The following is a 13,685-nucleotide window of genomic DNA, read 5'->3' on the forward strand; positions in this document are numbered from 1 at the left end:
GGTCTTTCAAGGGGTCTGCCGCCGAACCTGTCGCGCGGCCTCCGGGGCCTTGCGCTGCATCAGCTTCGGGGCGACCGCCCGGCGGCGGGCCTTATTTCGGTGCCGCCACCGTCACCAGCGCCGGACGCAGCACGCGCTCGGCGATCGTGTAGCCCTTCTGCAGGACGGCCACGACGGTGTTGGCCTCCTGCTCGGCCGGCACCATGCTGATGGCCTGGTGCTGGTGCGGGTCGAACTTCGTGCCGGCCGGCGGATTGACCTCCAGCACCTTGTTGCGCTCGAGCGCCTGGCCCAGCTGGCGCAGCGTCGCGTGCACGCCTTCGAGCATCTGCTCGGGCGTGCCCTGGCCGCTCAGGTGGGTCGCGATGGCGGCCTCCAGGCTGTCCTTGACCGGCAGCAGGCTGTCGGCGAAGGACTCCAGCGCGAACTTGCGCGCCTTGGCGATCTCGTCCTCGGCGCGGCGGCGGGTGTTGTCGGCCTCGGCCTTGGCGCGCAGGTAGGCGTCGGCCAGATCGGCGTTCTTGGCTTCCAGCTCGGCGATCCGGGCAAGCGGATCGTCGATGTTCTCGTGGCTCTGGCCCTGTGACTCGACGGCCTGGGCGCTGGGATCTTCTGCGTGCGGATGGGTCATGGTGGGGTGAAGGAAAGGTCGTCCTGGAAGGCGTTCCGTCGCCAACTGGCGTTGAAGCCCTTGAATTCAAGAGGGTCGTCATCGCTGATTCATGCAACGGTCGGCGTTACATTCGACGCGAGCGCAGATGGGAAAAATTCGCTACACTACTGGGAAATTATCCCATTGCAGGCGTTTCCAACCGTCGAGCCGAACAGCAGTCTATGAGCGAACTTCCCGGAAGTGACACCGGCGACCTGGTCGGCCACGACCCCCGGGCCCAGCAGGCCCTGGATGGCGCCGCCGTCATGCTCCGCCCCGTGGTGCGCTGGCTGTTGCGCCACGGCGTTCACTACGGCGCGCTGACGCAGATGCTCAAGCAGGTCTTCCTGGCGGAGGCTCGCAGCGAACTGCAGCGCAAGGGCACCAAGGTGACCGATTCGGCGCTCAGCGTGCTGTCGGGCGTGCACCGCAAGGACGTCCGTGCGCTGTCGAGCCAGACCTTGCCGACCGCGCCGCTGGTGCCGACACCCGCATCGGTTCTTTTCACCCGCTGGGTGACCGACACCCGCTACCGCGACCCGCAGACCCGCAAGGTGGTGACCTGCCTGCCCCGTCACGGCGATGTGCCGAGCTTCGAGGCGCTGGCGCGCGAGACCTCCAGTGACGTGCATCCGCGCACCTTGCTGGAGGAGTTGCAGCGCCTGGGCGTGGTGACGGTGGAGGGCGAGCAGGTCTGCCTGAGCACCGAACGCTTCGTCAGCCGGCCCGAGGACGAGAGTGCCGCGCAGACGCTGGCGGTCAACGCGTCCGACCACATCGCCGCAGCCGTGCACAACCTGGCCGCCGGCCAGCAGGGCTTCAAGTTCCTGGAACAGAGCGTCTACGCCAACGGCCTGAGCGAGGACTCGGGCCTGAAGCTCGCGGCCGTCGCCCGTGACCTCTGGGCCCCCGCATTCGATGGGATGGTGGCCGCCGCGACCGAGTGCGTGCGGTCCGACAATGCCCGGGAAGATACGCCCTACCGCATGCGCTTCGGCGTGTATTACTACCATGAGCCGGTGCCGCCCAAGGGCTCGCCCGGCAAGCCGGACGGCTCGTCCCGGCCGGGCTGAGCGCATCGCTCGAGCCGGCTCGTCCGCCCAGGTCCCACGGAGCTTCCCATGTCAGACCGTCACGGTCCGTTGTCCATCGCTGCCGCACAGGCGCCCCTCTCGAGTCCTCGCGCGAGCGCTCTGCGTGCCTGGCAGCTGGGCCTTGCGGCGCTCGCGCTGGCGGTCGTCTCGGCCTGCGGCGGAGGTGGTGGCGGTGACGGGGTCGGCTCCAACGGAACCGGCGTGTCGAGCGGCACGGTGTACGGGTTCGGCAGCGTGATCGTGGACGGTGTCAGGTTCGATGACAGCGATGCGCTGGTCCAGGTGCTGGAAGGCCCCGATGCGTCGGAGGCACCCGTCCTGACCGAGGTGAAGCTGGGCCACCGCACCCTGATCGAGGCTTCCGGCGTGATCGACGAGAACGGTGGCAAGGCGACCCGCATCGAGGTCGAGCCGACGCTGATCGGTGTGGTCGAGGCCGGGGGGATCAACGGCCAAGGGCAGTTCACGGTGCTGGGTCAGACGGTGCAGATCGTGCCGGCATCCACTGTCCAGTCGGCGACCTTGCTGATCGATACCCCGGCAGTGGGCGACCTCGTGGAGGTTCATGCCACGCGCAGCGGCTCGGGCGCCTCGTTGCGCTACAGCGCCACCCGGATCGAGAAGCGCGTGGCACCTGCTGCGCGGACCGACTTCATTCGGCTCACCGGCATCACGGAAAACGCGAGCACGTCGTCCTTCAACATCGGTGGCGTGAGGGTGAACTACACCGGCTCGCCGGTCGGCAGCGGCCAGCTGGTGACCGTCTTCGCCGGAAGCGACGGCTACAACGCAGCTGGCAAGGTCTTGACGGCACGGGCGGTGCGCGTCAGGGCGCTGGTCAGTGCGGTCAATCGCGACGACTACGAAGGCGGCGTGATCGGCAGCGTGTCGGGCAACGAGCTCCAGATTGACGGCTTGCGTGTCAACGTGGCCAATGCCGAGAAGAAGCCCAGCGACTATGTCGCCGCGGTCGGCGATTACGTCCGGGTCAAGGGCCGCTTCTCCGGCGGTGTCTTCGTCGCGACCGAACTGCGCAACCGACGCGGCGACGTGGACAGCCTGGCCGAGTTGACCGGGTCGATCGCCCGCCTGCAGAAGAACGGATCGATCATCACCGGCTTCTCGGTTCGAGACACGGCCGTGACGGTGACGGCTGGCACGACCACGCTCTCGGGGGACTGCGCCAATGCCACCAATGGCACCTTCGTCGAGGTGAAGGGCCGCGTGATCGCGTCGGGTCTGCAGGCCACCAGGGTCGACTGCAAGAGCCTCGAGACGGTGGGTGCGGTGGTCGAGCGCAAGGGCTACGTCAAGAACCTCAACACGACGGCGAACACCTTCGACGTGGTCGCGACCCTGGGTGGCACCGACACGGTGGCCCGCGTGCGCTATCAGCCGGATCGAACCTACTTCCGCTCGATCGACCGGACCGATCCGAACTCATGGAAGGACGGCATCCTGGTGGAGGTGGAAGGGCCGCTGTCCTCCGACCCCGCCGCAGCGGTGGCGTCCTTCGACAAGACCACCAAGGTCAAGTTGGAGACCGAGTCGCCTTGACGGTCTGGCGCGTGAGACGCGCCTCATCAGGCCGTTGAGCAAGGGGCTGGGCAACGGTGCGTTGCTCAGCCCTTGTCGCTTTCATCGTCCAGCGACACGCTCCACCGCTGCCACGCCACCAGCTGGCGCCGGTCCGACTTGGTCGGCCGGCCCTGCTCGATGCTCTGCGCCGGATCGGCCTGGTAGGGGCGGGCGGCTGTCCAGGCGGCGATGGCCGCGCGGCTTTCCTCGGTTTCCTCGTAGAGCTGCTGGGCCACCGGCGCCGGGCCTCGGGTCTCGGACAGGCCCTTGACCACGATGCGGCGTGCCAGCGGGCAGTCGCCCTGGCGCACCGCCAGGGTGTCGCCCACGCGCACCGTGCGGCTGGCCTTGGCGAGCTGATCGTTGACCATCACGCGGCCCTTCTCGATCGCCTCGCCCGCCACGCTGCGGGTCTTGTAGAAGCGCGCGGCCCAGAGCCACTTGTCGAGCCGCACGCCGGCGCTGTCCTGGGTCCGCGCGGCCTCGGCGGCGCGCTGGGCGGTGGCCTGGTGGGACTTCATCGTCGCTCCTGTCGGGGCAGATGCCGGGGGCGCGGCCGTTCGGTCAGGCCTTCGCGCCCATCGCCAGCGCCTGCAGCCGCTGGCCTTCCAGCTCGGCCGGACGCGGCTGCTGCTCGCGTCGCGTCGGCCAGCCGGCCACGTGGCGCTGGACGATGTCGACCAGCGCTCGGATCCATGCCGGATGGTCGTTCAGGCAGGGGATGTGGTCGTAGCGCTGGCCGCCGGCCTGCAGGAAGTCGTGGCGACCCTCGATGGCGATTTCCTCCAGCGTCTCCAGGCAGTCGGCCGGGAAGCCGGGGCAGAAGACCTGCAGGTGCTTGACGCCACGCTTGGCCAGCGCCTTGAGCGTCGCCTCGGTGTACGGCTCCAGCCACTTGGCCTTGCCGAAGCGGCTCTGGAAGCTCAGGCTCATCTGGTCCTTGTTGAGGCCCAGTCGCTCGCGCAGCAGCCGGCCGGTCTTCAGGCACTGGCAGTGGTACGGGTCGCCCAGGTGCAGCGTGCGCTCGGGCACGCCGTGGAAGCTCAGCAGCAGGTGGTCGCCGCGGCCCTCGCGCTGCCAGAACTCGGTCACGCGTGCGGCCAGCGCGTCGATGTAGGCCGCGTCGTCGTGGTGCTGCTTGACGAAGCGGATCTCGGGCAGGTTGCGCTGCGTCGCGCACCAGTCGCTCAGGCCGTCCCAGACGCTGGCGGTGGTCGTGCCCGAGTACTGCGGGTACATCGGCAGCACCAGGATGCGGTCGCAGCCCTGCTGCTTGAGCTGGTCGAGCGCGCCGGCCATGTCGGGCCGGCCGTAGCGCATGGCCCAGGACACCACGACCTGTTCGCCGCGCTCGCCGAGGTAGCCCTGCAGCAGCGTGGCCTGCTTGCGGGTCCAGACCGCCAGCGGCGAGCCTTCGGGCGTCCAGACGCTGGCGTACTTGGCGGCCGACTTGGCCGGGCGCACGCGCAGGATGATTCCGTGCAGGATGGGCAGCCAGAGCGCCCGCGGGATCTCGACCACGCGTGGGTCGGACAGGAATTCGGCCAGGTAGCGCCGCACCGCGTCCGTCTGCGGGGCATCGGGCGTGCCGAGGTTGACGAGCAGCACGCCGACGCGCGGGGCGCTGCCGTGCTGGAAAGTGGGTTCGGTGGCATAGGACATGGCGCGCGGATTCTCGCCGAGCGTCATGGGCTTCGTGGGCGCAGGTTCACGACGTGTGGGTCGACCCCGTCGGCATCGCCGTCATCGACTCGCCACGACAATGCACCCATGAAGCTGCGTGCCCTGACGCTCGATCTCGACGACACCCTCTGGCCGATCGCGCCGACCCTGCTGCGTGCCGAACTGCGCCTGCACGACTGGCTGCTGGCCCATGCACCCGCCACCGCGCAGCGCCACGGCATCGAGGCCATGCGGGCGCTGCGTGCGGACGTCGCCCGGCGCCAGCCGCAGCTGGCTCACGACCTGAGCCAGCTGCGGCGGCTGTCGCTGGTCGAGGCGCTGGCCGCCTCGGGCGATGACACCGCGCTGGCCGAGCCGGCCTTCGAGGTCTTCTTTGCCGCGCGGCAGGAGGTCGATCTCTACGACGAGGTCGGCGATGCGCTCGATCGGCTGGCCTCGCGCTACCGTCTGCTGGCCGTGAGCAACGGCAATGCGGACGTGCGTTCGACCGGTCTGGACCGCTGGTTCAGCGGCTCGGTCAGCGCCCGCCAGGCCGGCGTCGCCAAGCCCGATCCGCGCATTTTCGCGCTCGCCTGCGAGGCACTGGGCTGCGCACCCGATGCCGTCATGCACGTCGGCGACGACCATGCCGCCGACATCGTCGGTGCCCGTGCCGCCGGCCTTCACAGCGCCTGGCTGCGGCGCGAGCCGGCACGCGCCGGCCAGTGGCAGGTCGACCCGGATGCGCCCGCAGGCACGGGGCATCACTGGGTCATCGGGGATCTGGCGGTGCTGGCGGACCGGCTGCTGGCAGGTTGACCTTGCCGGCCCTGGTGGGTCCGATGCGGCCGATCAGAGCGGCTGCGGATCGGTGTCGTCGAAGCGCAGGACCTCGAAGCCGATGGTCGGCGCGTTCAGCACGTTCGGGCTCACGCCCATGCAGATCACGCCGCGGCCGTGCAGCGTGCAGGCACCGCGTCGCAGCGTGATGATTTCCGACTGGCGACCGAAGCGCACGTAGGTGCCGTTGGAGCTCAGGTCGGTCAGCTGGAAGGTGCCGCTGTGCCACTCGATGCGGGCATGCGAGCGCGACACGCGGCTGTCGTCGACGCAGTAGTTGGCCTCGTGGCTGCGGCCGATGATGACCGGCAGGTTGCGCACGCTGTGGATGCGCGAGACACCGTCGACGGTCAGCCGGATGCCTTCGGGCGCACTGGCTGGCGCGGAGTCGCCGAACATCGTCGAGGCCGCGTCCTGCAGCCGGCGAGGCTCCAGGCGCCAGACCTCGACCGGCTCGAGCCGGCCGCGCAGGTGCAGGCGTTCGAGGCGGCGGAAGCGGTCGCGCATGTCGACCGGCAACTGCTCGATCGTTTGCGTGGTAAGCAGGGTTTCGTTGTCGCCGGCCGCATCCAGCAGCCGGGCCGAGACGTTGACCGCGTCGCCGAAGCAATCGCCGGCCACCTCGATCATCTCCCCATGGACCATGGCGATCTGCACCCGCATGGCGGGGCGGCGCGCAGGCTTGGACGAACCGGTGATGCGCTCGATCGACTCGTGCACTTCCTCGGCCGACCGCACGGCAGGCAGGGGGTTGGGGAAGACGGCCATCAGGCCGTCGCCGAGGGTCTTGATGACGCGGCCGCCCTGGCCTTCGATGATCCTCCCGACCACAGACACGCTGTGGGTGACCACCGAGGCCGCTTCGGCATTGCCGAGGCTCTCATAGAGCGAGGTGCTGCCGCGCAGATCGGCGAAGAGAACGGTGCAGGAGACAGTCTGCGACATGCTTCAAAGTTTAGCTTGCGACGGCGTGACGCATCGCACGACCTGTTTGCCCGAAACGAAAAAGGCCCGCGACTGCGGGCCTTGTTCAGGGGGGAGTTGCGCGGGCTCAACGCCCGGAACTGGACAACTCAGAGGTTGTCGAGGTACGTGCGCAGCTTGTCCGAGCGGCTCGGGTGCTTGAGCTTGCGGATCGCCTTGGCCTCGATCTGGCGGATGCGCTCGCGGGTCACGTCGAACTGCTTGCCGACTTCCTCCAGCGTGTGGTCCGTGCTCATCTCGATGCCGAAGCGCATGCGCAGCACCTTGGCCTCACGCGGGGTCAGGCTGTCGAGGATGTCGCGCACCACCTCGCGCAGGCCGGCCTGCATCGCAGCCTCGATCGGCGCGGTGTTGTTGGTGTCCTCGATGAAGTCGCCCAGGTGCGAGTCGTCGTCGTCGCCGATCGGCGTCTCCATGGAGATCGGCTCCTTGGCGATCTTCATGATCTTGCGGATCTTGTCCTCGGGCATCTCCATCTTCTCGGCCAGCGACGGTGCATCGGGCTCGTAGCCGAATTCCTGCAGGTGCTGGCGCGAAATGCGGTTCATCTTGTTGATCGTCTCGATCATGTGAACCGGGATGCGGATGGTGCGGGCCTGGTCGGCGATCGAGCGGGTGATGGCCTGGCGGATCCACCACGTCGCGTAGGTCGAGAACTTGTAGCCGCGGCGGTATTCGAACTTGTCGACCGCCTTCATCAGGCCGATGTTGCCTTCCTGGATCAGGTCAAGGAACTGCAGGCCGCGGTTGGTGTACTTCTTGGCAATGGAGATGACCAGGCGCAGGTTGGCCTCGATCATCTCGCGCTTGGCCTCGCGCGAGCTGGCCTCGCCCTCGTTCATGCGCTTGTTGATCTCCTTGAGATCGTCGATCGGCACGACCGCCTTGGCCTGCAGGTCGATCAGCTTCTGCTGCAGTTCCTGCACGGCCGGCAGGTTGCGGCCCAGGATCGCGCTGTAGTTCTTGCCGGCCGCGACCTCGCCCTCGGCCCAGGCCAGGTTGAGCATGTTGGGCGGGAAGACCTTGATGAAGTACTCCTGCGCCATGCCGCAGCGGTCCACCAGGATCTTGCGCAGCTCGCGTTCGTAGCGGCGCACGTCGTCGACCTGCGAGCGCAGCAGGTCGCACAGCTTCTCGATGGTCTTGACCGTGAAGCGGATCGTCATCAGCTGCGTGCTGATGGCTTCCTGCGCCTTGTTGTAAGGGGCCGACTTGTAGCCGTCCTTCTCGTAGGCACGGCGCATTTTCTCGAAGTCGGCCTCCAGCGCGTCGAACTTCACCAGCGCCTGGTTCTTCAGTTCCTCGAGCTTCTTGGTCAGCGCCTTGGAACCCCCATTGCCGTCGTCGTCGTCCTCTTCGTCGAACTCGTCGAAGTCTTCCTCGGCGACGTAGTCGTCGGCCTCGTCGGCAGCGACGAAGCCGTCGACCACGCTGGAGATCTGGTCATCGCCGGTCCGGATGCGGGCCGCCAGCGAGAGGATCTCGGCGATGGTCGCAGGCGACGCGGAGATCGCCAGCATCATGGCCTGCAGGCCGCCTTCGATGCGCTTGGCGATCTCGATCTCGCCCTCGCGCGTGAGCAACTCGACCGTGCCCATCTCGCGCATGTACATGCGCACCGGATCGGTCGTGCGGCCGAACTCGGAGTCGACCGTCGACAGCGCCGCCTCGGCCTCTTCCTCGGCTTCTTCCTCGGTCGCGGTGCTGGTGTTGTTGCCGGAGATCAGCAGCGTGGCGGCGTCGGGCGCCTGCTCGTAGACCGCGATGCCCATGTCGTTGAGCATCGACACGATGGCCTCGAGGATCTCGGCCTCGACCAGCTTCTCGGGCAGGTGGTCGTTGATTTCCTGGTGCGTGAGGTAGCCACGCGTCTTGCCCATCTTGATGAGGGTCTTCAGCTCCGAGCGGCGCTTGTTGACTTCCTCTTCGGTGAGCGTGGTCTCGTCCAGGCCGAACTCGCGCATCAGCGCGCGTTCCTTGGCCCGGCTGACCTTCATGCGCAGCGGCTTGGCCTTGGGCTTGTCTTCGCCGACCTCCTCGACCACGGCGGTCTCGACCTCGGCCTCGACTTCCACCTCGGCCTCGACCTCGAGTTCAGCCTCGATGTCGGTGAAGTCTTCCTCGGCTTCCAGGCCCGGCTTGGCGGCGGTCTTGGGCTCGGCCTTCTTGGCGGCAGGCTCGGCGCTGGCGGCCTTGGGCTTGCGACCGCGCTTGGCGCCCGTCGCGGCCGGCGTGGCGTCGTCGCCGACGGCCACGTCGGCACTGGCCTTCGCCGCCTTCGGGGCCTTGGCGGCGCGCGCCGGCTTGGCCGGTGCGGCCTCGGCGGCGGGGGTGTCGTTCAGGCTCTCGTCGACTTCGGTGGCGGGGGCGGGGGCGCGCTTTTTCGCGGTCATGCGATTCCTCGGCTGGGTACTCGGCTAGGGGCGGCCGTGGCTGCGGGGCCAGGCGGTCTCGATCCGGGCGGCTGCGGCGGGCTGTCTGCGGGATGCAAAAAAATGTCGACCAGTGTCGATGGCAACCATGCAAACAGCCGACCCTCCGCGACCTGGGATCAGGGCAGGGGGCCGGGCTGCGGCGCTGGCAAGCTCGCGTGACCTTTTTTGTTGCAGCGTTGGCGGAAAGGTTGGCCTGATGGGTGCCCGTTTCGCGGGTGGCCGGGGCCGGCAGACGCTGCAGTCACTCTTGCCGAGTCGGAACAAGCTTTCGATTATCGACGAAACGCGAACGTTCCGTCAAAAGCGATGCGGATTTCCACCCATGTCGGGACTCCGCATGCCTCGTTCCGGTGCGGGCTGCGCGATCCACTGAGCCCCGCGAGATGCGTCGGGTCAGCCGCGCGACGTGGCCTTGGCCGTCGCAGGATCGGGCGGTGGCGGTGCCTTCAGCGCGGCGCGCTGGGCCATCAGGGCGTTGCGGCGCTCGGTCGCAGCCTCGGACAGGTCGCCCGACTCCAGCAGCATCGTGATTTCCTCATCGACCGCCTGAAGGTGCAGGCTCTTGAGGACCGCCACCAGTTCCTCTCGGGCGCTGGCGTCGTCGCCGACCTCGTGGAAGGCGCGAATCCGGCCGATCAACAGCGCGCGCGAGCTGTCTTCGTCCGGACCATCGACGCGGCCGAGGTCCTCCAGCAGCGTCGCCATCGGCAGCACGCCCTGGTCGTGCAGCAGGCGCTCCAGCGCCGCGAAGAATTCGCCGTAGGGCGCCGGCTGCTGCACCAGACGCTCATGTTCGTCCGGCGGCAGGTCCAGCCACAGCTGGGCCTCGCGCACCATCAGCCAGGCCGCGCGGTCCAGCAGCGTGGCGGTGCGTGGCGGCACGCGGCGGTAGTTGCCGGAGGACTCACCCGGCCGCCCGCCGCGGTCGCGCCAGTTGCCCTTGCCGCCGTAGCGGTTCGGCCCTCCCGAGTTGCCCGAGGCCTCGCCGTCGCGATCCTTCCAGCGCCGCTTGCCGCCGTCGCCGTCGCCCCAGGACCTGCGCCGTGGCGGGCCGGGTGGCTGGGAGGGGTCGTCGACCCAGTCGGGCGGGGCGGCCTGCTGGGTCCAGTCGTCCGGTGAGGCGTCCTGGCGTGCCTGGCCACGGGACGTCGGCGGGCTGCCGCCCGGTCCGGGCCGACCGCCGGGCACCGCCCGCTGCCAGTGGCCGGCCAGCACCTCCGGCGCCAGCCCGCCGCGCTGCGCGAGCTCGTTGAGCAGCTGGGCCTGCAGCAGGCCATCGGGCAGCTGCTCGAACAGCGGCCGGGCCTGCGCCAGCATGCGCGAGCGGCCCTCGGGCGTGGCCAGGTCGCAGTCGGACGCGGCGACCGCCATCAGCTGCGCCGACAGCGGGATCGCCTCGGCGATGCAGCGCTCGAAGGCCTCCCGACCCTCGGCGCGGATGTAGGAGTCCGGGTCGTGCTCGGGCGGCAAGAAAAGGAAGCGGAAGCTGCGCGTGTCGGTCGCGTGCGGCAACACGGCTTCCAGCGCACGGCTGGCGGCGCGGCGACCGGCGGCATCGCCGTCGAAGCTGAAGACCACCGCGTCGGTGAAGCGCATCAGCTTGCCGATGTGGTCGGGCGTGCAGGCCGTGCCCAGCGTCGCGACCGCGTGGGGCACGCCGAGCTGGGCCAGCGCGACCACGTCCATGTAGCCCTCGGTGACCAGCACGTGGCCACGTTCGCGGATTGCCTGGCGTGCCTCGTAGAGGCCGTACAGCTCGCGGCCCTTGACGAAGACCGGCGTTTCCGGCGAGTTCAGGTACTTCGGCTCGCCGCTGTCGAGGATGCGCCCGCCGAAGCCGATCACCTCGCCCTTGGGGTTGCGGATCGGGAACATGATCCGGTCGCGGAAGCGGTCGTAGCGGCGTTCCTCCTCGCCGGTCTCGTGCTTGTGGATGACCAGGCCGGCCTCGACCAGTTGCGGGTCGTCGTAGCGCGCATAGGCGCTGGCCAGCGCGTGGCTGCCGGGCGGCGCGTAGCCCAGGCCGAAGCGGGCGGCGATGGTGCCGGTCAGGCCGCGCTTCTTCAGGTAGGCGATGGCGCGGTCACTGCGCTTGAGCTGCTCGCGGTAGTGGCCCATCGCCTTGGCCAGCACGTCGGTCAGGCTCAGGCGCTGCTCCCGGGCCTTGGCAGCGCGTTCGCGTTCCTCGGCGGTGGTGTCGTCGTCCGGAACCTGCAGGCCCATGTTGTCGGCCAGCTCGCGCACCGACTCGACGAAGCCCAGTCCGCCGTGTTCCATCAGGAACCCGACCGCATTGCCGTGCGCGCCGCAGCCGAAGCAGTGGTAGGTCTGGCGGCTCGGGCTGACGATGAAGCTCGGCGACTTCTCGCCGTGGAAGGGGCAGAGGCCCTTGAAGTTGATGCCCGCCTTCTTGAGCGTGACATGGCGGCCGACGACCTCCACGATGTCGGCGCGGGCGAGCAGGTCCTGGATGAAGCCTTGGGGTATCACGGCGCGCAGTCTATCGAAGCGCGCCGTTCAGCCAGGCGGTGATCAATCGCCCAGCACGATCCCTTCGCGGCGCGGATCGGCGCCGCCGAACCAGCCGTCCGGCGTGCGCTGGATGGCCTGCAGGCCGCTGGTCATCGGCAGCTCGCGGACCTCGTGGCCGCGCGCCTTCAGGGCCTCGACCGTCGCGGCTGGGAAGCGGCTGGCTTCCAGCAGCGTCGGGCCATTGAGGGTGCCGAAATTCGGCAGCGAGATCGCCTGTTGCGCGTTCAAGCCCCAGGCCTGGGTGGCCAGCAGCGTCTTGGCGGTGTAGTGGATGATCAGCGCACCGCCGGGCGAGCCCGCGCTCATCTGCAGCGCGCCGCTGGTGCGGTCGAACACCAGCGTCGGGCTCATGCTCGAACGCGGTCGCTTGCCCGGCTGGACCCGGTTGGCGATCGGCTTGCCCTGGGCGTCGGCGGGCGCGAAGGAGAAGTCGGTCAGCTCGTTGTTGAGCAGGAAGCCGCCGGGCAGGCCGGTGCCGCCGTCGCTGAGCTGGCGGGCGCCGAACTGGTCCTCGATGGTGGTCGTCATCGCCACCGCATGGCCTTGCGCGTCGACGATGGACAGGTGCGACGTGCCGTATTCCGGCTGGTCGGGCTGCGGCGCCCAGGCCAGCGGGCGGGCGCCGGGCGGCAGGCCGGGCTTGGCGGTCTTCATCGATTGTTCGCCGATCAGGCCGGCGCGCTCGCGCAGGTAGGCCGCATCGATCAGGCTGGTCCAGCGGCCACCCGGCGCCTCGACGAAGTCGGGATCGGCGACGTACTGGGCCCGATCGGCGAAGGCCAGCCGGGCCGACTCGGTGTAGCGGTGCAGGGTCTCGACGCCGGGCAGGCCATCGACCAGCGCCGGGCTCGGGCTGCCACCGGCGGCCTCGAGGATGCCCAGGGTCTGCAGGATCGCGAGGTGGCCGGACGAGGGCGGCGGGAAGCCGCACAGCCGCCAGGCCTGCCAGTCGCTGCACAGCGCGTCGCGCACGCGTGGCCGGTAGGTCGCCAGGTCGGCCTCGGTCATCTTGCCGGGGTTGCCCGGATGACCGGTCACCTTGGCGACGATGCTGCGGGCGACGGCGCCCTGGTAGAAGGCGTCCGGCCCTTCCTGCGCGACGCGGCGCAGCACGGCAGCCAGGGCTGGGTTGCGCAGGGTCTGGCCGGCCTTCAGCGGCTCGCCGCCGGGGTAGTAGAAGGCGGCGGCGGCCGGATCCTTGCGCAGGTGCTGTTCACCTGCCAGCAGGGTGGCCAGACGCGGGCTGACCTTGAAGCCTTGTTCGGCCAGCAGGATGGCCGGCGCGAACAGCTGTGCCCAGGGCAGCTTGCCGTGCTCGCGGTGGGCCCGTTCCAGCAGCCGCAGCGTGCCGGGCACGCCGACCGATCGACCGCCGACCACCGCGTCGATGAAGGCCATCGGCTGGCCGTCGGGCTTGAGGAAGAGCTTCTCGTCGACGGCGGCCGGTGCCGTCTCGCGGCCGTCGTAGGCCCGCACCTGGCGGCCGTCGAAGTGCATCAGGAAGGCACCGCCGCCGATGCCGCTGGACTGCGGCTCGACCAGCGTCAGCACCATCTGAACCGCAATCGCGGCATCGACCGCGCTGCCACCGGCGCGCAGCACCTGCCGTCCGGCGTCCGTGGCCAGCGGGTTGGCGGCGGCGACGGCGGTCGTGCGGGTGGCCCAGCCGGGCTTGTCGCTGAGGCCGGACGCGGCTTCGGGCTGTTCGGGCGGCGGCTGGTAGCGCAGTTCGGGCGCCGAAGCGCAGCTGGCCAGCAGCAGCGCGCCGGTCAGGCAGGCCAGTGGCCAGGCGAGCGGGCGGAGGCGGTTGACGTCGGGACGGTGGGACATGGTCGGTGCTCCAGGCAAGATTGCCTGGAGTCTTGCCGACGCAGCCCGGCGCTGCAAGGCGGGTCAGCGCGGATCGGC

Annotated in this window: 10 protein-coding genes; 3 read left to right on the forward strand and 7 right to left on the reverse strand. The window is 69.4% G+C overall.

Translation table 11 applies throughout. The features are described from left to right. Window positions 1–91 precede the first annotated feature (91 nt). Window positions 92–631 carry a nucleotide exchange factor GrpE gene (grpE, locus tag Q8X39_RS01110; protein WP_305747785.1) on the reverse strand — a complete coding sequence of 180 codons (540 nt, stop codon included), beginning with the start codon at window positions 629–631 and terminating at the stop codon, window positions 92–94. Between the two features lie 203 nt (window positions 632–834). Between grpE and Q8X39_RS01115 the strand changes: the two genes are divergently transcribed. Together Q8X39_RS01115 and Q8X39_RS01120 are read left to right on the forward strand one after the other, a co-directional pair. Next, complete coding sequence (locus tag Q8X39_RS01115; RefSeq protein ID WP_305747786.1) at window positions 835–1,725, forward strand: DUF6502 family protein; 891 nt, start codon at window positions 835–837, stop codon at window positions 1,723–1,725. Window positions 1,726–1,773: 48 nt separating this feature from the next. Then, window positions 1,774–3,303 carry a DUF5666 domain-containing protein gene (locus Q8X39_RS01120; protein WP_305747787.1) on the forward strand — a complete coding sequence of 510 codons (1,530 nt, stop codon included), beginning with the start codon at window positions 1,774–1,776 and terminating at the stop codon, window positions 3,301–3,303. Window positions 3,304–3,368: 65 nt separating this feature from the next. Here the strand turns inward: Q8X39_RS01120 and Q8X39_RS01125 are convergent, their stop codons facing one another. Both Q8X39_RS01125 and hemH read right to left on the reverse strand, forming a co-directional pair. After that, a complete protein-coding gene (locus tag Q8X39_RS01125; RefSeq protein WP_305747788.1) occupies window positions 3,369–3,845 on the reverse strand; it encodes an RNA-binding S4 domain-containing protein in 477 nt (158 codons plus the stop codon). Window positions 3,846–3,888: 43 nt separating this feature from the next. Then, window positions 3,889–4,986: a ferrochelatase gene (hemH, locus tag Q8X39_RS01130; RefSeq protein ID WP_305747789.1), complete on the reverse strand. Its 1,098-nt coding sequence runs from the start codon at window positions 4,984–4,986 to the stop codon at window positions 3,889–3,891. Window positions 4,987–5,094: 108 nt separating this feature from the next. Here hemH and Q8X39_RS01135 point away from each other — a divergent pair, with 108 nt between their 5' ends. Beyond that, window positions 5,095–5,805, forward strand: a complete 711-nt coding sequence (locus Q8X39_RS01135) for an HAD family hydrolase (protein ID WP_305747790.1) — start codon at window positions 5,095–5,097, stop codon at window positions 5,803–5,805. Window positions 5,806–5,838: 33 nt separating this feature from the next. On the opposite strand, the gene Q8X39_RS01140 is transcribed toward Q8X39_RS01135, so the two are convergent. The 4 genes from Q8X39_RS01140 to ggt all read right to left on the reverse strand — a co-directional run bounded on the left by Q8X39_RS01140 (window position 5,839) and on the right by ggt (window position 13,607). After that, window positions 5,839–6,771 carry an adenylate/guanylate cyclase domain-containing protein gene (locus tag Q8X39_RS01140; RefSeq protein ID WP_305747791.1) on the reverse strand — a complete coding sequence of 311 codons (933 nt, stop codon included), beginning with the start codon at window positions 6,769–6,771 and terminating at the stop codon, window positions 5,839–5,841. 128 nt (window positions 6,772–6,899) lie between these two features. Further along, window positions 6,900–9,203, reverse strand: a complete 2,304-nt coding sequence (gene rpoD / locus Q8X39_RS01145; protein WP_305747792.1) for an RNA polymerase sigma factor RpoD — start codon at window positions 9,201–9,203, stop codon at window positions 6,900–6,902. Between the two features lie 435 nt (window positions 9,204–9,638). After that, window positions 9,639–11,735: a DNA primase gene (gene dnaG / locus Q8X39_RS01150; RefSeq protein ID WP_305747793.1), complete on the reverse strand. Its 2,097-nt coding sequence runs from the start codon at window positions 11,733–11,735 to the stop codon at window positions 9,639–9,641. Window positions 11,736–11,777: 42 nt separating this feature from the next. Then, a complete protein-coding gene (gene ggt / locus Q8X39_RS01155) occupies window positions 11,778–13,607 on the reverse strand; it encodes a gamma-glutamyltransferase (protein WP_305747794.1) in 1,830 nt (609 codons plus the stop codon). Between the last annotated feature and the right edge of the window lie 78 nt (window positions 13,608–13,685).

Origin of the sequence: Leptothrix discophora, from assembly GCF_030705305.1 — a bacterium.
Taxonomy (GTDB): Bacteria; Pseudomonadota; Gammaproteobacteria; order Burkholderiales; family Burkholderiaceae_C; genus Sphaerotilus; species Sphaerotilus discophorus.